Below are 17,897 nucleotides of genomic sequence, written 5' to 3'. Positions count from 1 at the left end.
TTTCTCACACTAGCGCGTTTCGTTTTGCCATCTCGATAAGTTCTACCAAGGATTTGGCTTGAAGTTTCTGCATCAGGCGCTTTTTATAAGTGCTTACTGTTTTATTACTCAGAAACATACCTTTGGCGATTTCCTTGTTGGTGCGGCCTTGTGCAAAAAGTTGCAAGACCATTAGTTCGCGATCATTGACGGTCTTGAACAATTCGAGTTCCTGGGAGTCCCCGCCGTCTACACCATTGCTGTTCAGTGCCTGGCTCGGGAAATAGTTGTAGCCGGACAACACCGCGCGAATGGCGCTCAGCAACTCACTCAAATCGCCTTCCTTGCACACGTAACCATCGGCGCCCGAGCGCATGCAGCGTGTGGCGAACAGGGTGGGGGACTGGGCTGTCAGGATCAGGGTCTTCATCGCCGTGTTCATCGCGTTGAAGCGGCAGAGCACTTCCAGCCCATCCAGCTTGGGAATGCTGATGTCCAGGATAATCAGGTCAGGCAGGCATTCTCGGACCATTTGTATGGCGTCGCAGCCGTTATCCGTTTCACCCACCACTTTGTAACCTTCGTGTTCCAGTAACATTCGGATGGCAAGCCGTATAACGGGGTGGTCATCGATAATAAAAACTGAGTTCATGATCACATTCCATGCAAGTGCATATAAAGCGGGCACATTAGCTCAGAAGAGGAGGGAGGAGCATAAGCCGAGGGAGAACTAGATGTAAAACAGGAAAAGTCCTACGTTATAAAAGGTAAGTGCCTACCGGCTGCTAAGGCGTTGTGAAACGATATGTCAGTGCTGTGGAAGTGAGTGAGCTAAATGTTGCTGTCATGGATTTAACGGGTGCGGTGTCGGCGATTCTCGTCAGTCCATGATGTTTAATTCCTACATCTGTAACTTGAGTAAAGGGCACAGCAAGTGCGCAAGTTCATTCTTGTTCAGCGGCTTTGATAAATAGCCGAGCAGTGGCAGGCCACGATCCGCCGCTTGGGATATCAGGCTGGCGAGTTCCGCCACGGGCAATCCGCTCAGCAGGATGGCGGTGGTGGTAAAGCGCCGGCGGCTGGCGATTTCAATCAGTTCGAGTCCTGGCAGGTCAGGCAAGCATTGGTCACAGAGGAGAATGTCGAAAGGCTCCTCGGCCTGTGACATCAAACAGATTGCCTGCTCGGCGTTTTCGGCTGGCGTGAGCCGTGCGAAGCCGAAGCTTCTGAGCAGGCATTGGGTGGCGAGAAGTTGAAAAGGGTGATCCTCCACCAGCAGGATACGAAGTGGGTAATTGGGCATTGGGGGCCACGCGGTGAGTCAAGCGTCGATGGGGGCGCGTAGGAACAGATCGCCAGGGTCGCCGGGAGCGTGCGTGATTATTCATCGGGTGGTTGTGCGAATTCGATCAGGCCGCTCTGTTCCCTTTGTAGGCAGATTCCTTTCAGGAAACAGGCGACGTGATCGTGTTCGTTATTGAGGGCTGGAGCGTCCGGTCATTTCCCGCGCCATCTCGGTGGCATAGCTGTCGGTCATGCCCGCGATAAAGTCGATCATGCGTAGGAACGACGCGTGCAACGGCCACTCGGGGTTCGGCGCGTTGTTGCCGAGCAAGTCGAGAATGCGCCGGTTCTTGAACGACGGCGTGCGCCCGCCATGCTGCTCAAGCGCGGCACCGCAGAAGGCGTTCAGGAGAATCTCCAGGGTGGTGTAGGCGCCGATTTCATGCAGGGTCTTGCGCTTGTCCTGAAAGATCTTCTTGCGCGCCATGTCTTTGGCATCCAGGACGCAGCGTTTGGCCGGGCCGTGCATATGCTCCACCAGATCCCCGGGCAGGGTGCCGGCCAACAAAGCGTCTTGCTGTTCCACGAAGGCTCGTGCCGCCGCGTTGGTCAAATGCTCGATGGCCTTGCCACGCAGGATTGCCAACTTGCGTCGACGGGAGTCCTGGGCGCCGAGTTGGCGATAGGTCTGTGGCAGGTCATCGCCCACCAGGTCCAGCAGCAGCGACTCGACTTCGGTGTACTCCAGCAACTCCATTTCCAGGCCGTCTTCCAAGTCGATCAAGGCGTAGCAAATGTCGTCCGCCGCCTCCATCAGATACACCAGCGGATGCCGGGCCCAGCGCTGATCCTCGAGTTGCGGCAGGCCGAGCTTGTGGGCGATCTGCTCGAGGATCGGCAGCTCGCTCTGGTAGCAGCCGAACTTGTGTTTCTTGTAGCCCAGCGAATCCGCGTGCCGGGCGGTCCAGGGGTACTTCAGGTACGTGCCCAGGGTCGCGTAGGTCAGCCGCGTGCCGCCGTCGAACTGGTGGTATTCCAGTTGGGTGAGCACACGAAAGCCCTGCGCGTTGCCTTCGAAGTTGAGGAAGTCATTGCGTTCGGCGCTGCTCATGTCGTCCAGCCAGCCGCGCCCTGCGGCCTGCTGGAACCAGTGGCGGATGGCGTCTTCGCCGGAATGCCCAAATGGCGGGTTGCCGATGTCGTGGGCCAGGCAGGCCGATTGCACCACCATGCCCAGGTCGCTCGGCTCGCACCAGTCGGGCAGGGCGCTGCGCAAGGTTTCTCCGACACGCATGCCGAGGGAGCGGCCCACACAGCTCACTTCCAGGGAGTGGGTCAGGCGTGTATGGATGTGGTCGTTGCTGGAGACCGGGTGTACCTGGGTCTTGCGGCCCAGGCGGCGAAAGGCGCCGGAGAAGATAATACGGTCGTGGTCTTTGTGAAACGGGCTACGCCCCAGTTCTTCCGGGCTGTGCAGCGATTTGCCAAGACGTTCGCGAGTCAGCAGGGTGGGCCAATCCAAGGCGGGTACTCTCCGTACGGTGAATGACCCTCTCAGCTTCCCGGTTCAGCGCGGCCTGGGCAAGCGAAAATCTACAGCCCGGCCGCCTCGATATCGATTAACAGCAAACGCTGACCGTTATCGAAGAATTGTCCGGCAGTGAGGCAATACTGATTGGTGGTCGCGTCGCGGTAGGTCGAAGACAGGGTCAGGCGCCGCTCCTCCCAACCCTCGGCCAGCAGGTGATAGAAGTACGGGCGCCACGACCAGTTGTGGCCCAGGTAGCGACTGTCGGCCTGCCAGGCGTCATGGCGCCACTCGAAGTTGGGGGTCAGCTGGGTGCCATGCCGGTCGCACTGGTAGAAGCGCAGCAGCCAGGGAAAGGCCGGCAGTTGCGGCAACTGGCTCAGCGGCGCCTGGGCCTGCGCCCAGGTTTGCAGGATGTTCATCAGCTCGGCCAATTGCTGGCGCAATTGCATGATGCGCCCACGCTCTGCGAGCTTTTGTTGGACATACGCTGTGCGCAATTGGGCGAAGCGCGAGACGAAGGCGTCGGCGGCGAACCAGTCCAACTGCGCTTGGGCAAACAGATAGCCCTGCACATAGCGAGAACCACACTCCAGGGCGAAGCTTAACTGCGCCTCGGTTTCCACGCCTTCGGCGATGATCCAGCAGCCGGTCTTCTCCGCCATTTGCGCCAATGCCCTGACCACTTCGCTGCTCGGGCCGCCGCGGGCGGCGGCCTGGAACAGGCGCATGTCCAGCTTGAGAATATCCGGCTGCAATGCCAGCACCCGGTCGAGCTGCGAATAGCCAGCGCCAAAGTCATCGATGGCAATGCGCGCGCCGGCCTCGCGATAACGCACCACCACGTCGGCCAGGCGCTGGATGTCGCCGCCCAGTTCGGTGATCTCGAACACGATGCGTCGCGGGTCGACGCCATGGCTGTGGATCTGCTTCAGGCTCGGCAAGGCTTGGCCCGGGCGCAGGCGATTGATCCAGCGCGGCGAGATGTTCAAGCTCAGGAACCAATCTTCGGGGGCTTCGTGCAAGCGGCTCAGTGCATTGTCACGGATCTGCCGGTCGAGACGGCGCAAGGTCACGCCCGGCGTGCGTGGGTCGGCGAACAGCGGGCCCACGGACTGCAAGCGGCCGTCAGCCTGGCGCAGACGGCCCAGGGCCTCAACGCCGGCGATGCGGCCGGTGGCGGTGTCGATAAACGGCTGGAAGCAGGCGAGCGGTTGCCCGTCGATCACGGGGCCTCCTTAAGCGAGGTGGCGAAAAAAAGGCCCGGCCCTCGAAAACGAGGGCCGGGCCGATTCTGTTAGCAAGAATGCAGCCAGCGAGGCTCAATCTTTGCGCGATGAACCCTGCATGGCCAGTTTGATCAGCGGGATCAAGCCGGCGCCCAGGCGCACCATGCGCGTCAGGCTGCCGATACCGCCGCCCTTGGCGCCCTTACCGGTAAAGAAGCCCATCAGCGTCACGGCGGCGACGCCCCACAGCGGCGCGTGCTTGATGCCCAGGCCGTCCTGAACGTTCTGGCCCAGGTTGCGCACCTTGTTCAAGGGCGACATCAATTGCTGGGATTCGTGTCGAATCTCCTGGCGGTGCATTTCCATGCGCAGGCGAATCAACGCCTTGCGCATTTCCCGGCGTGAGGTGTTTGTTGGTAGTTGAGTCATGGCAGCAGGCGCTCCCGGTCATTGGCCAGCTCTTCGAGGGTGGCGTGGAACGGTGTGGACTCATCGAACACCGCCGCTTTCAAGCGCACCCCGCAGAACACTGCGGCCAGCGTGTAGAACACGCACAGGCAGATGATCCCGGTCAGGCGGTAGCCGGTGTCCCACACCAGGATCATCACCAAGGTCGACAGCCCAACCAGCAACAGCAGCGCAAACACCAGCGCCAGGCCGGCAAATAGCAGCAGGCTGACAGTGCGGGCCTTCTGTTCCTGCAATTCAATGCCAAACAATTCGACGTGGCTGTGCAGCAAGCCCAACACGGCCGCGCCCAAACGTCTTGAGGTAGTGCCCGTGGACGCGCCAGTTTCCCCGATAGACATGATTAGCGCCTTGTGGCCAACAGGCCGATCAGAAAGCCCACGCCGGCGGCAATGCCTACCGACTGCCAAGGGTTGGCCTGCACGTAATCTTCAGTGGCGGTGACGGCCGCCTGGCCACGTTCGCGCAAGGAGTCTTCGGTCTGTTTAAGGGTTTCGCGGGCCTGCAGCAGCGTGTCATGAATCTTCGCGCGCAGCTCATCGGCCTGGTCACCCGCAAGCACCTTGGTGTCATCCAGCAACCGTTCGGTGTCAGTCACCAAGGTTTGAAAATCCGCCATCAATATTTCTTGAGCAGTCTTTGCAGTTCTTCTGGCCATGGTTATCTCCGTGATTGGCTGATCTGTACGTCGGTTCGATACGTAGTGGTTTCGAGTCACCGGCATCGGTGAAGGTTCAGTGCAATTGTCTGGTACAGCTTTTGCTTTGCCTTGGTGCGAAGGCCCCGGGGCTTGCGCTGAATCCGGGCGGCCTTAGGCAATGCCTTGAAAAACCTTACCCTAAATAACTGAAACCCGCGGAAAAACCCTGTCGGCAACGGCCTGTTGTGTTGATCGCTGCGCTAAAGCGGTTCACATCCTCTGTAGAGGGGTGGGGCCGGTGGTGCCAATTTAGCGCGCGCAACCCTGGCTTGAACCGCTTTGGTGCTTTTTGCCTTTATTACAGGCCTGCCAAGCTTCATGGAAAATGTGCAAAGTGCAGTGGACACCCTCGTCCATAGTTCCAATACCCTGTTTATCCTGATCGGTGCGGTCATGGTGCTGGCGATGCACGCCGGCTTCGCGTTCCTGGAAGTGGGCACCGTGCGCCAGAAAAACCAGGTCAACGCCTTGTCGAAGATCCTCAGCGACTTCGCCATTTCCACGCTGGCCTATTTCTTTATTGGCTATTGGATCTCCTACGGTGTGAGCTTCATGCAACCGGCCGCTGTGATCAGTGCCGATCATGGTTATGGGTTGGTGAAGTTCTTTTTCCTGCTGACCTTCGCGGCGGCGATCCCGGCGATTATTTCCGGCGGTATCGCCGAGCGTGCGCGGTTTGCTCCGCAGCTCTGCGCAACGGCGTTGATCGTGGCGTTTATCTACCCGTTTTTCGAAGGCATGGTGTGGAACGGCAATTTCGGCCTGCAGGCTTGGCTGCTCGCGACCTTTGGCGCCAGCTTCCACGACTTTGCCGGTTCCGTGGTGGTGCACGCTATGGGCGGATGGCTGGCGCTGGCGGCGGTGTTGTTGCTTGGCCCGCGCAATGGGCGCTACCGCGACGGGCGCCTGGTAGCGTTTGCGCCGTCGAGCATTCCGTTCCTGGCGTTGGGCTCGTGGATTTTGATCGTCGGTTGGTTTGGCTTCAACGTGATGAGCGCGCAAACCCTCAACGGCGTCAGTGGCCTGGTGGCAGTCAATTCGCTGATGGCCATGGTCGGCGGCACCGTTGCTGCCCTGATCATCGGGCGCAATGACCCAGGCTTCCTGCATAACGGTCCATTGGCCGGGCTGGTGGCGATCTGCGCGGGCTCCGACCTGATGCACCCGGTGGGCGCGCTGGTCACGGGGGCAGTCGCCGGAGGTGTGTTCGTGTGGTTCTTCATCGCGGCCCAGGATCGCTGGAAGATCGACGACGTGCTGGGTGTGTGGCCGTTGCACGGCCTCTGCGGCGTATGGGGCGGCATCGCTTGTGGCATTTTCGGCCAGACCGCCCTCGGTGGACTGGGGGGTGTCAGCCTGATCAGCCAGTTGATCGGCACCACCCTCGGTGTGCTGGTGGCGCTGGCCGGCGGCCTGTTGGTGTACGGCGTGATCAAGCGCGTGACCGGACTGCGCCTGAGCCAGGAAGAAGAGTACTACGGTGCGGACCTGTCGATCCACAAGATCGGCGCGGTCAGTCAGGATTGATCGGCGCCTCTTCTGCGTTGTTCGGGTGCGAGTAGAAACCGTGCAGCAGGTGATAGCGGTTCTGCCGCACTTCATCGACACGCGCCTGTACCTGTTGGTCCGACAGGCCTAGCAGGATCAAGGCATGGGAGGCGAGCATCAGGCTCGACTCCAACAGCTCGGGCACCACTTCATTGGCGCCCGCGGCTTTCAGTTCAGCCAGTTGGCTGTCATCGCGGGTGCGCACCAGGATCGGCACGTCGGGGTTGATCCGGCGCGCTTCTTTCAACACCACCAAGGCAACGTCGCTGTTGTCCACCGCAATCACCACCAACCGTGCACGCTCCAGGCCGACTGCACTGAGCAGGGCGCCACGCCGGCAATCGCCGTAATGCACGCTGCTGTCTTCGGTGTTGGCTTCCTGGACCCGTTCCGGGTCTTCATCCAGGGCGATAAACGCCTGTTGTTCCTTGCGCAGGAAGCGCCCGATGGATTGGCCAACCCGGCCATACCCGCAAATCACCGCGTGCCCGCGTAACTCGGCGTTCAGCGCGGTGATTTCTTCCAACTGCACTTGCTGGTTGGGCTTGCGGTGCAGGCGCAGGGCAATGCGTGGTGCGGCGCGCAAGAGCAGCGGCGTCAGCAACATCGAACAGAACGTGGCAGCGAGCAGCAGGCCGTTGAATTCATCCGGGATCAGACGGCTTTGCTGCATCTGTGCCATCAACGCGAAACAGAACTCGCCACCCTGGGCCAGGGCCAGGCCACTGCGCCAGGCAGTTTCACTGTCGCTGCCACGCAGCTTGACCAGCGCGGCGACCACACAGCCTTTGACCACCATCAGTGCCAGGGTCAGGCCGAGGATCAGCAGGCTATGGCTGACGAACAGTTGCAGGTCGATAAGCATGCCGATGCTGACGAAAAACAGCCCCAGCAGGATGTCGCGAAACGGGCGGATATCCGCCTCGATCTGATGGCGGTAGTGGCTTTCCCCTAGCAGCATGCCGGCGAGGAACGCACCCAGCGCTGGGGAGAGCCCAAGCAGGTGGGTGAGCCAGGCCGTCAGCAACACAATCACCAGCGCCAGCAGCACAAACAGCTCCGCCGAATGGGACGCGGCGACCTCGCGGAACAAACGCGGCAATAGCCAACGGCTGGCGAGCAGCAGGCCGACAAACAAGAACACGGTTTTGCCGAGTGTCAGCGGCAGCGCCAGGTACCAGGCTTGCTCGCCGGTGCCGGCAAACACCGGCACCAAGGTCAGCAGCAACACTGCCACTACGTCCTGAAACAGCAACACGCCAATCGCGTTCTGGCCGTGGCTGCTGAAGATTTCACCAAGGCTGGTCAGCTCCTTGCTGACGATCGCCGTGGATGACAACGCCAGCCCAGCCCCCAGCAACAGGGCGATCCCCGGCGCCACACCAAAGGCCATCAATAATCCGCCCAGCAGTACTGCGCAACCCAGCACCTGCAAACTGCCCAGGCCAAATACCACGCGGCGCAGGGCGAGCATCCTGGTCAGGGAAAACTCCAGGCCCAGGGAGAACAGCAGGAACACCACACCGAGTTCGGCGAGGTCGGGCAGGTCCTCACTGTCATTCACCCAGTCCAGCGCGGTGGGCCCCACGGCCAGGCCGACGCACAAATAGCCCAGCACGGGCGGCAATCGCAACCGGCGAAACAGAGCAATCACCACCAGGGACGAGGCCAAAATGATCAGCAGGTTGGCAAACACACGCATCTCCGTTGCTAGGGGGCAGGCAAAAAGCCGCAAGAATCGCTGAATCAGTTATACGCCATGGTGACCTGGGTCAGGGTTTTAGTGAGGGTGGGCGAGAGGCCGTAACCGGGCTTAGAATGATGGCCTGTTTTCTGACCAGGTCCATTGCCATGCTTCCTGAATGCCAGTTATTCGGCACCCTGGGTTGCCATCTTTGTGAAATCGCCGAAGCCGAAATCATGCCGCTCGTCGAACACGGGTTGCTGGTGGAACTGGTGGATATCACCGACCCCGAAGACCTGACCGAAGCCTACGGCCTGCGGATCCCGGTGCTTCGCCGGGTAGACACCGGGGCGGAACTGGATTGGCCATTCGACGCACAACAGGTTGTCGCCTTCCTTCGCTGAGTGTTATGCGATGGCAGGTTTCCGATTATTACGTTACTGTATGTTTGTACAGCGATTGAATAGAGGGAACGCCCGTGGTGAATGTTGAACAACTGAAAAGCAGCGTCAATCGCATGTCCGCCGACGTCGTGCGCGACGCGGTGAACGAGCTGCGCCTTGACGGCCTGGTCACGGAAGGCAAGACGCCGTTTAATAAAGTGCATTTCAATACTTGCTTCGCCGAGATCGAGGCGCTGTTCCAGCGCGCCGGTTATCACAAGCAGCTGGATGTGGTGGGTTACCAGGGCTTGTTGTACGCGTTGTACGACCCGGGCCGCTGGGAAGCGGTGGACGTGCTGCGCTGGCTCAAGGAATTCACCGACGCCGCCAGTGCCTCGAAGGTTCTGCGGGCAGCGTTGGCCAAGGCCTGAGATTCGCCCTAGGCTCAATCCCGCGCAATGCGGGATAATGCCTGCCGGTTTTCCCAAGGCTCGAGCATCTGCATGTCCACTTCTGTTTTTATCGCCTCCGAGCATCAAGCCAGTACGTTGTACTTGCCACCTGGCCCTTGGGCGACGGTGCTGGATTGCCTGTGCGAACACTTCCCGGCGATCGGCCGTGAACATTGGCTGGACCGCATCGCCCGCGGCCGTGTATTGGATATCAACGGCAGCCCGATCAGCCAGGACCTGGCCTACAAGGAAGGCCTGTGCATCTATTACTTCCGCGAAGTGCCCAACGAGAAAATCATCCCCGTACAGGAAACCATCCTGTATGCCGACGAGCACCTGGTGGTGGCAGACAAACCCCATTTCCTGCCCGTGACCCCGGCCGGTGAATATGTCGAGCAAACCCTGCTGCGGCGCCTGATTCGCCGCCTCGACAATCCGTCGCTGGTGCCCTTGCATCGCATCGATCGACATACGGCGGGGTTGGTGCTGTTCTCGGCCAACCCGGCCAGCCGCTCCGCGTATCAACAACTGTTTCCCACGCGCAAGATCGATAAATTTTACGAGGCCATCGCACCGGCCTTGCCTGACCTGACGTTCCCCAGGGTGCATAAAAGCCGTCTGGTCGATGGCGAACCGTTCTTTCGTATGCAGGAGGGGCCCGGCGCCGCCAACACTGAAACGGCTATGGAAGTGCGCGAAAAGAATGGCGATCTATGGCGCTACGGCCTGTTTCCCGTGACCGGCAAGAAGCACCAGCTACGCGTGCATATGACGGCGCTTGGCGCGAGTATCTGTAACGACCCGTTCTACCCGGACGTGATCAAGGACGCGGTGGACGACTACGCCAACCCACTCAAGCTGCTGGCACAGGGCGTGCGTTTCATCGACCCGGTCACAGGCGTAGAGCGCCGCTTGCGCAGCCAGATCACCCTCGACTGGTAACCCCTCGGAAACGACAAGGCCCGCGCGAGGCGGGCCTTGTAGCAAACGGTAAGACTTACAGGTCTTTAACGGTGCGAACCTGATCTTTGTTGATGCGGGTGCGCTTGCCGTCAAGTTGTTCGAATTCGTAGAAACCCGAATCTTCATTGTATTTCGGGGTGTCGACGGCCTGGATTTCGCGACCGTCATTCAGGGTGATCACTGTCGGCGAAGCGCAACCGGCGAGGGTGGCGAGGCCCAGTGCAAGCATGAGAGCGGCGATGGTCCGTTGAGTCATGAGATTGTCTCCGAGAGAATACTTTTTAATTGCTGACCTTGTGACGCGTGCGGCGCCGACAAAGTTCCTGATGCGAGGTTCATTCTGACATGCCCGGCCGCGTCTGTAACAGCTCGGGCGTATTGAGGTTGGCCAGTCGCGGGTCATCCGCCGGGCACTCCAGTCCCACGCCACCCAGTTGCAGGAAGATCTTGCGTGGGCTGCGTTCACCCGCACGCCATGCCTGTTCTACCTCGGTTTGCAGGTGGGTAGGGATGATGCAGATCAAGGGTTCCCAGAATTCACCATGGCGCACCATCACCGGCAGCAGCGGGTTGTGCCGCGCTGTCTGCCGCAGGTCGGCGAGCAATCGCGCGTCAATATGCGGTACATCGCACGGCAATATCAGCAGGTGCGCGTGGCGCGCGGCGGCGAGTCCCGCACGGATACCGGCGAGCGGACCGGGAAAGTCCGGGCTGTCGTCATTCACCAGTTGGTCGGCATAGGCGGCGTAGTGTTGCGGGTTGCGGTTGCACGAGATGATCAGGTCATCCGTGAGCGGTCGAACCAGGCTCTGTAGATGCGCGATCAAGGGCTGGCCGCGCCAATCCAACAGGCCTTTGTCCTGGCCGCCCATGCGCTGCCCGCGCCCACCGGATAGCAGCAGGACCGAACATGGCAGGGGGGATGAGTCGATAGGCATGGCGGTTCCGCAGCGGCAGCAAAAGGGGGGGCTGTGATATAACATCGGGCTGTTCCTTCGACAACCGGACCGTGCCATGAACGCCAAGGCAGATGCGCCCTTCGTACCCCTGAATATCGCTGTACTGACCGTCAGTGACACCCGCACCCTGGACACCGACACCTCGGGCCAGGTCTTCGTCGACCGTCTCACCGCCGCAGGCCATCACCTGGCCGAGCGCGTGCTGCTTAAGGACGACCTTTACAAAATCCGCGCCCAAGTCGCCCACTGGATCGCCGAAGACGTGGTGCAAGTGGTGTTGATCACCGGCGGCACCGGCTTCACCGGCCGTGACAGCACGCCTGAGGCCGTCAGTTGCCTGCTCGATAAACAGGTCGACGGATTTGGCGAACTGTTCCGCCAGATTTCCGTGGCTGATATCGGCACTTCTACCGTGCAGTCCCGCGCATTGGCAGGCTTGGCCAATGGCACCCTGGTGTGCTGCCTGCCGGGTTCCACCAATGCGGTGCGTACCGGTTGGGATGGCATCCTCGCCGAGCAGTTGGACAACCGTCATCGCCCGTGCAACTTCGTGCCGCACCTGAAGCAGGCCGAGCCTTGTGAATCCCGTGGGTAAGCCTGGCAAGGCCGGCGCCCTGATGCCGGTGGAAGAGGCATTGCAACAACTGCTTGCGATGGCCGAAGCCGCGCCGATCCGCGAGCAGGAAACGCTGCCCCTGGCTGACTGCGATGGCCGTGTATTGGCCCAAGACCTGATCTCTACGCTCGACCTGCCGCCTTGGCCGAACAGCGCCATGGACGGCTACGCCGTGCGCTTGGCGGACTGGACCGGGGAACCGTTGGTCGTGAGCCAGCGCATCTTCGCCGGTCAGGCGCCACAGCCCCTGGCCACCGGTACTTGCGCGCGGATCTTCACCGGCGCGCCGGTTCCCGAAGGTGCTGACTGTGTGGAAATGCAAGAGAACGCTGTGGTCCACGCCGACGAGCGCGTGAGCTTCACCGAAGCCCTGCACATCGATCAGAACATCCGCCCCCAAGGCCAGGAAACCACCGTAGGCGAGCTTGTGTTAACGGCCGGCACGCGCCTGGGCCCGATTGAACTGGGGCTGGCCGCTTCCCTCGGCCGTGATTGCCTGGAAGTCGTACGCCGACCGCGCGTGGCGGTGTTGTCCACCGGCGATGAATTGATCGAGCCGGGCTTGCCGCTCGGGCCGGGGCAGATCTACAACAGCAACCGGCGCGTGCTCTGCTCATGGCTGGCGCGCATGGGGTGCGAAGTGATCGACGCTGGCATCCTGCCCGATGATCTAGACCTGACTCGCACTCGCCTGGCCGATTTGGGCAATGTCGACTTGATCCTGTCGACCGGCGGTGTGTCGGTAGGCGAGGCGGATTTCCTCGGCATTGCCCTGCGTGAAGAGGGTGAGCTGGCGCTGTGGAAACTCGCGATCAAGCCAGGCAAGCCGCTGACCTTCGGCCACTTCCGAGGCGTGCCGGTGATCGGCTTGCCGGGTAACCCTGCTTCGACGCTGGTGACATTTGCGCTGCTGGCGCGCCCTTATTTGCTGCGCCGCCAAGGTGTGGCGGATGTGGAGCCGCTGCGCTTTGAGGTGCCGGTGGGGTTCACCTGGCCCAAACCGGGCAACCGTCGCGAATACCTGCGCGGACGCATCGAGCAGGGCAAGGCAATCAGCTACCGTAACCAGAGCTCGGGCGTGCTGCGCAGTGCGGCGTGGGCAGAAGGGTTTGTGGAGGTGTTGGAAGGCACGACGCTGGAGGTGGGTGACCGGGTCAATTTCATCCCGCTCAGCGAAGTCCTGAACTGACAATACAGAGCCAATGTGGGAGCTGTGTGTGTCCGGGAGAACTCAGTAGTCATCCCCGCGTTCGGTCACGTCGCGTTCCACTGGCGCGGCATGCGGGTCATACCCCACCGGAAACTTGCCCTTCAACGTCCATGCAAACGCAATGATCTCGGCAATTGTGCGGTACAACTCCTCCGGAATGCTGTCTCCCAGCTCCATCCGCGCCAGCAGCTTCACCAGCTCGGCGTTTTCATAGATGGGCACTTCATTTTCACGCGCCAACTTCAGGATCGCTTCGGCCAGGGCATCATCGCCCTTGGCCGTCAGGGTAGGTGCTTGCTGGCCGTCGTACTTCAGGGCAATCGCTTGGCGCGGTGGCGTAGGGTTTTTCATGCGGTCTCATCCACCCAGCGTTGTTCCAGTCCAGTTTTGGGCCCGCGCGGCGGGGTGCCGAGGTGGCAATCGAGGTCACCGACGTTGAGGCCCGAGGTCACCAGGCGTTCGCGCAGGTTGCTCAAGTGGCTTTCGATCAGGCTGGCGGTGAATGGCCGGGTCGCCCACAGCTGGCTGGACAGTTTGCCCTGGCTCAATTGCGCCTGGACCTGCAACGGCCCCAGTGGCTCCATATCGAAGGCCAACTCGACGCGCCAGAGCATCTGTTTGGCGTCCTTCTTGTCTTTGCGTTCGGGCTGGTCTTTGTCCGGCGCCGGTTCTTCGCGTTGGAACTTGACCTGCAAGGGCACGATGTCCTGCAGGGTGCGCATAGGGATTTCCAACTGCCACGTGGTTTGCAGGCGACCGTCGGCGGTGGTGCCGGTCTGCTCCAGGCTCGACAGCTGATGGCTCTGCAACCGTGAAATCGCCCCGGCGGCCAGGCGCAGCAGGTTTTCCAGGTCGCCTTCGCCTTCCAGCTTGGCCATCAGGCGTTCGGGCAGCGGGAAGCCAGCGGGTAGTTGTCGGGCGCTGACCTGGCCGAGGGTGTTCAGCGGGCTGCGTACAAAGTTGGGCAGCACCTGGGCCAGGGTATTGGCGGCGAGGATGGCATTCAGGTTGGTGCTGGCGGGCAGGGCGGGCAACAAGTCCGCGACCAGGCGCAGCAAGGCACCTTTCATGTCCAACGGGGGAATTTGCGGGTTTTGCCCGGCGAGCAGCTTGGCTTCAAGAAACGCCCCGCTGTTCTGGATGACTTGCGCGAGTACCTTGGGGTTGCTGACCTGGGCCAAATCCGGCAAGGCGGCCAGCAAACGGTCGGCGGCGGCGCGCAGGTCGGCGGAGGTGCTGTCGCCGCGCGGCAGGTTTTGCAGCGCAGTGAACACCGCATCCAGCGAGCCTTGGCGACTTTGTTGGGTCGACAGTTGCTGCGTGACGGCCAACTGATCCTTGAGCCCGCTCAAGGGCACAAAGCTCAAGGTCTGCGCGTTCTGCACCACGGCACTGAGCAGGCTGCCGACGCGCAGCGGCTGCGGGCTTTCCACGGTCAGGGTGGCGCCCGTCAGTGCGCTGTTGAGCACGGTCACCAGTGAGCGGTAAATCGCTGGTTGCGCCGTGCCTTGGGGCAGCATTTGGGTGGTCAGCACCTTGGCCTGCAACAGCGTGCCCACTGGCGTCTGGTGGGTATCGATGCGGGTGAGGGCGGCGACATTCGCGCTCAAGGCCTGCTGCAGGCTGAGGGTCAGGTTGCCGGCGGGCGTCTGGCTCACCGCGACATTGCTGCCCAGCGGCAAGGGTTGGGTGCTGCTGGCTTGCACCAGGGTCTGACGGCCACCTTCCAAGGTCAATTTGAGTAGCAACTGAAAGGCGTCTGCGCCTTGTTTCAAGGCGATCACTTCAGCGTTTGCGGTTTTCCCTGGGTCGATCAGGCCGATCTGCGGCTCCAGCAGTTTCAGCAATTCACCGGTCGCAGGCGCAGGGCTGGGCCCGGCCGCAGTAGCAGGTGGAAGCGTAGGAAGGTTGATCTCACCGGTCATCGCGCGCGTCGTCTCTGGGGAAATTGCCCTCTTTAGAGTCGGGCATCACATGTATAATGCCGCCCGTCTGCAAAGAGAGCGCTAAAAACCTCACAACTATTTGATCCAGCTCTCTAAAATCGGTCGCCGAAGCCGTTATTGTGCATTTCTCTTTAACGGCCGCTGCACCGCCGACTTGAACCGTAAAGGCCCGCGATCTTTTGACCAGCCCTCTTCTTGAAGCCGTAGCGCTCTCCTGTGAACGCGACCTGCGCCTGCTGTTCGAGCACCTCGAACTGCGGCTGGTGGGCGGCGACATGGTGCAGATCAGTGGCCCCAACGGCAGCGGCAAGACCAGTTTGCTGCGCCTGCTGGCCGGGCTGATGCAGCCGACGGCCGGCGAGGTACGCCTCAACGGCAAGCCCCTCAACGAACAACGCACCGAACTGGCACGCAACCTGATCTGGATCGGCCACGCCGCCGGCATCAAGGACGTGCTCACCGCCGAAGAAAACCTCAGTTGGCTCAGCGCCCTGCATCACCCTGCTTCGCGCGATGCCATTTGGCAGGCTCTGGCTGCTGTGGGTCTCAAGGGTTTCGAAGACGTGCCCTGCCACACCCTGTCCGCTGGTCAACAGCGCCGCGTGGCCCTGGCGCGTTTGTACCTGCCCGGCCCGCCGTTGTGGATCCTCGATGAGCCGTTCACCGCCCTCGACAAGCAAGGCGTCGCCCAGTTGGAAGGACACCTGGCCCAGCACTGCGAGCGGGGCGGTCTGGTCATCCTCACCACTCACCATACCCTCACGCGTAAGCCCGCCGGTTACCGTGACCTGGACCTGGGGCGGTGGTCGGCATGAGCGTATTCGCCCTGCTGGTTGCCCGCGAAGCGCGGCTGCTGTGTCGTCGCCCGGCCGAGTTGGCCAACCCGCTGGTATTCTTCGCCATTGTCATCGCGTTGTTCCCGTTGGCGGTCGGCCCCGAGATTAAACTGTTGCAAACCTTGTCCCCTGGGCTGGTGTGGGTCGCCGCACTTTTATCCGTCCTGCTCTCGCTGGACGGACTGTTTCGCAGTGATTTCGAAGACGGTTCCCTGGAACAGTGGGTCCTTTCGTCGCACCCCTTGCCACTTCTGGTACTGGCCAAGGTACTGGCACACTGGGCTTTTTCCGGCCTGGCGCTTGTCTTGCTCTCGCCGCTGCTGGCGATGATGCTGGGCCTGCCCACCGAATGCCTGCCGATCCTGCTCCTGAGCCTGCTGCTCGGTACACCGGTCCTCAGTTTGCTGGGGGCGGTGGGCGCGGCGTTGACCGTGGGTTTGAAGCGCGGCGGCCTGTTGCTGGCCTTGTTGATTCTGCCTTTGTATATCCCGGTACTGATCCTGGGCAGCGGTGCGTTGCAAGCCGCGCTCATGGGCATGCCGGCGACCGGTTATCTCTTGTGGCTGGGTAGCCTGACCGCCCTGGCGGTAACCCTGACACCCTTTGCTATAGCGGCCGGCCTGAAGATTAGCGTTGGCGAATAATGAGGTCTGACTGAACGCTATACGTTCAGTCAGTAAAGACCCTACGCTTCTTGCCACGACAAGAAGCAACCGTGATGGAAACAGCAATGAACTGGACCTGGTTTCATAAGCTCGGCTCGCCCAAATGGTTCTATGGCATCAGCGGCAAGCTGCTGCCGTGGTTGAGCATCGCCGCCGTGTTGCTGATCGGCATCGGCCTGGTCTGGGGCCTGGCCTTCGCGCCGCCGGACTATCAGCAAGGCAACAGCTTTCGCATCATCTATATCCACGTTCCCGCCGCGATGCTGGCTCAGTCCTGCTACATGATGCTGGCGGTGTGCGGCATCGTCGGCCTGGTGTGGAAGATGAAGCTCGCAGACGTCGCGCTGCAATGCGCTGCCCCCATCGGCGCGTGGATGACCGCCGTGGCGCTGGTCACCGGCGCGATCTGGGGCAAGCCGACCTGGGGTTCGTGGTGGGTGTGGGATGCGCGACTAACGTCCATGCTGATTTTGCTGTTCCTGTACTTCGGTCTGATTGCCCTGGGCAATGCGATCAGCAATCGTGACAGCGCCGCCAAGGCCTGCGCGGTGTTGGCGATTGTTGGTGTGATCAACATCCCGATCATCAAATACTCGGTGGAGTGGTGGAACACCCTGCACCAGGGCGCCACCTTCACCCTCACCGAAAAACCGGCGATGCCTGTGCAAATGTGGGCGCCGCTGCTGCTGATGGTGCTGGGGTTCTACTGTTTCTTCGGCGCCGTGCTGCTGATGCGCATGCGCCTAGAAGTGCTCAAGCGTGAAGCCCGCACCCGTTGGGTCAAGGCCGAAGTGCAAAGCAGCCTGGGAGCGCGTGGATGAGTTTTGCTTCTTTCAGCGAGTTTATCGCCATGGGCCACCACGGCCTGTACGTCTGGACGGCCTATGGCATCTGCCTGGCAGTGCTGGCCCTCAACGTCGCCGCGCCGATCCTGGCCCGCAAGCGTTACCTGCAACAAGAGGCGCGTCGTTTGCGCCGGGAGACCGAAAAGTGAATCCGCTGCGTAGAAAGCGTCTGTTGATCATCCTTGCCATCCTCGCTGGCGTCGGCATTGCCGTGGCCCTGGCCTTGAGCGCTCTGCAGCAGAACATCAACCTGTTCTACACCCCGACCCAGATTGCCAACGGTGAAGCGCCTGTCGATACGCGCATCCGTGCTGGCGGCATGGTGGAGAAGGGTTCCTTGAAGCGTTCCGGCGATTCCCTGGACGTGACCTTCGTGGTCACCGACTTCAGCAAATCCGTGACCATCACCTACCGCGGTATCCTCCCGGACCTGTTCCGCGAAGGCCAGGGCATTGTCGCCCTGGGCAAGCTCAACGCCGACGGCGTGGTGGTGGCCGATGAAGTGCTGGCCAAACACGACGAAAAATACATGCCGCCAGAAGTCACCAAAGCGTTGAAAGACAGCGGCCAGTCCGCGCCAATGCCTGCCAAGGAGGGCTGAG

The 17,897-nt window shown here is 61.2% G+C and carries 23 protein-coding genes; 11 read left to right on the top strand and 12 right to left on the bottom strand.

Features of this window, described 5'->3' with window-relative positions:
- Positions 1–4 precede the first annotated feature (4 nt).
- From AACY08_RS16415 to AACY08_RS16385, 7 genes are all read right to left on the bottom strand, one after another.
- Positions 5–631: a response regulator transcription factor gene (locus AACY08_RS16415; protein WP_339470409.1), complete on the bottom strand. Its 627-nt coding sequence runs from the start codon at positions 629–631 to the stop codon at positions 5–7.
- 249 nt (positions 632–880) lie between these two features.
- On the bottom strand, positions 881–1,282 hold the full coding sequence (locus AACY08_RS16410) for a response regulator (protein WP_339470408.1): 402 nt from the start codon (positions 1,280–1,282) through the stop codon (positions 881–883).
- 171 nt (positions 1,283–1,453) lie between these two features.
- Positions 1,454–2,785, bottom strand: coding sequence for a deoxyguanosinetriphosphate triphosphohydrolase (locus AACY08_RS16405; protein WP_339470406.1), 1,332 nt, complete (start codon positions 2,783–2,785; stop codon positions 1,454–1,456).
- Positions 2,786–2,856: 71 nt separating this feature from the next.
- Positions 2,857–4,020, bottom strand: a complete 1,164-nt coding sequence (locus AACY08_RS16400) for an EAL domain-containing protein (RefSeq protein ID WP_339470405.1) — start codon at positions 4,018–4,020, stop codon at positions 2,857–2,859.
- A 93-nt stretch (positions 4,021–4,113) separates the two neighbouring features.
- Positions 4,114–4,449 (bottom strand): hypothetical protein, encoded by a 336-nt coding sequence (locus tag AACY08_RS16395; protein ID WP_339470404.1) that lies wholly within the window; start codon positions 4,447–4,449, stop codon positions 4,114–4,116.
- The gene (locus tag AACY08_RS16390; protein ID WP_339470403.1) at positions 4,446–4,829 is read right to left on the bottom strand and encodes a phage holin family protein; all 384 of its coding nucleotides are present in this window, start codon (positions 4,827–4,829) and stop codon (positions 4,446–4,448) included. The genes AACY08_RS16395 and AACY08_RS16390 overlap by 4 nt, the downstream gene beginning before the upstream one ends.
- Positions 4,830–4,831: 2 nt before the next feature.
- Positions 4,832–5,146, bottom strand: a complete 315-nt coding sequence (locus AACY08_RS16385) for a DUF883 family protein (RefSeq protein ID WP_012723021.1) — start codon at positions 5,144–5,146, stop codon at positions 4,832–4,834.
- Positions 5,147–5,506: 360 nt separating this feature from the next.
- On the opposite strand from AACY08_RS16385, the gene AACY08_RS16380 reads away from it, so the two are divergent.
- Entirely contained in the window at positions 5,507–6,715 is a 1,209-nt protein-coding gene (locus AACY08_RS16380; RefSeq protein ID WP_339470401.1) for an ammonium transporter, read from the top strand.
- Here AACY08_RS16380 and AACY08_RS16375 read toward each other — a convergent pair.
- The gene (locus AACY08_RS16375; RefSeq protein WP_339470400.1) at positions 6,702–8,438 is read right to left on the bottom strand and encodes a cation:proton antiporter; all 1,737 of its coding nucleotides are present in this window, start codon (positions 8,436–8,438) and stop codon (positions 6,702–6,704) included. The two genes, AACY08_RS16380 and AACY08_RS16375, sit on opposite strands and share 14 nt — an antisense overlap.
- 149 nt (positions 8,439–8,587) lie before the next feature.
- Between AACY08_RS16375 and AACY08_RS16370 the strand changes: the two genes are divergently transcribed.
- From AACY08_RS16370 to AACY08_RS16360, 3 genes are all read left to right on the top strand, one after another.
- Positions 8,588–8,824 carry a glutaredoxin family protein gene (locus tag AACY08_RS16370; RefSeq protein WP_339470399.1) on the top strand — a complete coding sequence of 79 codons (237 nt, stop codon included), beginning with the start codon at positions 8,588–8,590 and terminating at the stop codon, positions 8,822–8,824.
- Between the two features lie 74 nt (positions 8,825–8,898).
- The gene (locus AACY08_RS16365; protein WP_065872709.1) at positions 8,899–9,234 is read left to right on the top strand and encodes a transcriptional regulator; all 336 of its coding nucleotides are present in this window, start codon (positions 8,899–8,901) and stop codon (positions 9,232–9,234) included.
- Between the two features lie 72 nt (positions 9,235–9,306).
- Entirely contained in the window at positions 9,307–10,197 is an 891-nt protein-coding gene (locus AACY08_RS16360; RefSeq protein WP_339470397.1) for a pseudouridine synthase, read from the top strand.
- 55 nt (positions 10,198–10,252) lie between these two features.
- Here the strand turns inward: AACY08_RS16360 and AACY08_RS16355 are convergent, their stop codons facing one another.
- The gene (locus AACY08_RS16355) at positions 10,253–10,474 is read right to left on the bottom strand and encodes a YgdI/YgdR family lipoprotein (protein WP_010211805.1); all 222 of its coding nucleotides are present in this window, start codon (positions 10,472–10,474) and stop codon (positions 10,253–10,255) included.
- 79 nt (positions 10,475–10,553) lie between these two features.
- Positions 10,554–11,156 (bottom strand): molybdenum cofactor guanylyltransferase MobA, encoded by a 603-nt coding sequence (gene mobA, locus AACY08_RS16350; protein WP_339470394.1) that lies wholly within the window; start codon positions 11,154–11,156, stop codon positions 10,554–10,556.
- Between the two features lie 76 nt (positions 11,157–11,232).
- Between mobA and moaB the strand changes: the two genes are divergently transcribed.
- Both moaB and AACY08_RS16340 read left to right on the top strand, forming a co-directional pair.
- Positions 11,233–11,772 carry a molybdenum cofactor biosynthesis protein B gene (gene moaB, locus AACY08_RS16345; protein ID WP_049709269.1) on the top strand — a complete coding sequence of 180 codons (540 nt, stop codon included), beginning with the start codon at positions 11,233–11,235 and terminating at the stop codon, positions 11,770–11,772.
- Entirely contained in the window at positions 11,756–12,982 is a 1,227-nt protein-coding gene (locus tag AACY08_RS16340; protein WP_339470393.1) for a molybdopterin molybdotransferase MoeA, read from the top strand. Before moaB ends, AACY08_RS16340 begins: the two co-directional genes overlap by 17 nt.
- A gap of 42 nt (positions 12,983–13,024) precedes the next feature.
- On the opposite strand, the gene AACY08_RS16335 is transcribed toward AACY08_RS16340, so the two are convergent.
- Both AACY08_RS16335 and fliK read right to left on the bottom strand, forming a co-directional pair.
- The gene (locus tag AACY08_RS16335) at positions 13,025–13,354 is read right to left on the bottom strand and encodes an EscU/YscU/HrcU family type III secretion system export apparatus switch protein (protein ID WP_033901402.1); all 330 of its coding nucleotides are present in this window, start codon (positions 13,352–13,354) and stop codon (positions 13,025–13,027) included.
- The gene (gene fliK, locus AACY08_RS16330) at positions 13,351–14,928 is read right to left on the bottom strand and encodes a flagellar hook-length control protein FliK (RefSeq protein ID WP_339470391.1); all 1,578 of its coding nucleotides are present in this window, start codon (positions 14,926–14,928) and stop codon (positions 13,351–13,353) included. The genes AACY08_RS16335 and fliK overlap by 4 nt, the downstream gene beginning before the upstream one ends.
- A gap of 200 nt (positions 14,929–15,128) precedes the next feature.
- Here fliK and ccmA point away from each other — a divergent pair, with 200 nt between their 5' ends.
- From ccmA to ccmE, 5 genes are all read left to right on the top strand, one after another.
- Entirely contained in the window at positions 15,129–15,764 is a 636-nt protein-coding gene (ccmA, locus tag AACY08_RS16325) for a cytochrome c biogenesis heme-transporting ATPase CcmA (RefSeq protein ID WP_339470390.1), read from the top strand.
- On the top strand, positions 15,761–16,429 hold the full coding sequence (ccmB, locus tag AACY08_RS16320) for a heme exporter protein CcmB (RefSeq protein ID WP_339414719.1): 669 nt from the start codon (positions 15,761–15,763) through the stop codon (positions 16,427–16,429). Before ccmA ends, ccmB begins: the two co-directional genes overlap by 4 nt.
- Positions 16,430–16,515: 86 nt before the next feature.
- Complete coding sequence (locus AACY08_RS16315; RefSeq protein WP_339470388.1) at positions 16,516–17,271, top strand: heme ABC transporter permease; 756 nt, start codon at positions 16,516–16,518, stop codon at positions 17,269–17,271.
- A complete protein-coding gene (gene ccmD, locus AACY08_RS16310) occupies positions 17,268–17,444 on the top strand; it encodes a heme exporter protein CcmD (protein WP_049709263.1) in 177 nt (58 codons plus the stop codon). The genes AACY08_RS16315 and ccmD overlap by 4 nt, the downstream gene beginning before the upstream one ends.
- Positions 17,441–17,896, top strand: coding sequence for a cytochrome c maturation protein CcmE (gene ccmE / locus AACY08_RS16305; protein ID WP_065872700.1), 456 nt, complete (start codon positions 17,441–17,443; stop codon positions 17,894–17,896). The genes ccmD and ccmE overlap by 4 nt, the downstream gene beginning before the upstream one ends.
- The last annotated feature ends 1 nt before the right edge of the window (position 17,897 follow it).

The organism is Pseudomonas sp. EL_65y_Pfl1_R83, from assembly GCF_963970695.1.
Lineage (GTDB): Bacteria > Pseudomonadota > Gammaproteobacteria > Pseudomonadales > Pseudomonadaceae > Aquipseudomonas > Aquipseudomonas tritici.
This window is presented reverse-complemented; position numbering and strand designations above follow the sequence as displayed.

Bases quoted from the DNA above. Each gene is read 5' to 3' on its own strand.
- AACY08_RS16410 (WP_339470408.1), bottom strand. From the start codon at position 1,282: ATGCCCAATTACCCACTTCGTATCCTGCTGGTGGAGGATCACCCTTTT.
- AACY08_RS16355 (WP_010211805.1), bottom strand. From the start codon at position 10,474: ATGACTCAACGGACCATCGCCGCTCTCATGCTTGCACTGGGCCTCGCC.
- AACY08_RS16380 (WP_339470401.1), top strand. From the start codon at position 5,507: ATGGAAAATGTGCAAAGTGCAGTGGACACCCTCGTCCATAGTTCCAAT.
- mobA (WP_339470394.1), bottom strand. From the start codon at position 11,156: ATGCCTATCGACTCATCCCCCCTGCCATGTTCGGTCCTGCTGCTATCC.
- AACY08_RS16370 (WP_339470399.1), top strand. From the start codon at position 8,588: ATGCTTCCTGAATGCCAGTTATTCGGCACCCTGGGTTGCCATCTTTGT.
- AACY08_RS16385 (WP_012723021.1), bottom strand. From the start codon at position 5,146: ATGGCCAGAAGAACTGCAAAGACTGCTCAAGAAATATTGATGGCGGAT.
- AACY08_RS16335 (WP_033901402.1), bottom strand. From the start codon at position 13,354: ATGAAAAACCCTACGCCACCGCGCCAAGCGATTGCCCTGAAGTACGAC.
- AACY08_RS16395 (WP_339470404.1), bottom strand. From the start codon at position 4,449: ATGACTCAACTACCAACAAACACCTCACGCCGGGAAATGCGCAAGGCG.
- ccmD (WP_049709263.1), top strand. From the start codon at position 17,268: ATGAGTTTTGCTTCTTTCAGCGAGTTTATCGCCATGGGCCACCACGGC.
- AACY08_RS16390 (WP_339470403.1), bottom strand. From the start codon at position 4,829: ATGTCTATCGGGGAAACTGGCGCGTCCACGGGCACTACCTCAAGACGT.
- AACY08_RS16315 (WP_339470388.1), top strand. From the start codon at position 16,516: ATGAACTGGACCTGGTTTCATAAGCTCGGCTCGCCCAAATGGTTCTAT.
- AACY08_RS16360 (WP_339470397.1), top strand. From the start codon at position 9,307: ATGTCCACTTCTGTTTTTATCGCCTCCGAGCATCAAGCCAGTACGTTG.
- moaB (WP_049709269.1), top strand. From the start codon at position 11,233: ATGAACGCCAAGGCAGATGCGCCCTTCGTACCCCTGAATATCGCTGTA.
- AACY08_RS16415 (WP_339470409.1), bottom strand. From the start codon at position 631: ATGAACTCAGTTTTTATTATCGATGACCACCCCGTTATACGGCTTGCC.
- fliK (WP_339470391.1), bottom strand. From the start codon at position 14,928: ATGACCGGTGAGATCAACCTTCCTACGCTTCCACCTGCTACTGCGGCC.
- AACY08_RS16375 (WP_339470400.1), bottom strand. From the start codon at position 8,438: ATGCGTGTGTTTGCCAACCTGCTGATCATTTTGGCCTCGTCCCTGGTG.
- ccmB (WP_339414719.1), top strand. From the start codon at position 15,761: ATGAGCGTATTCGCCCTGCTGGTTGCCCGCGAAGCGCGGCTGCTGTGT.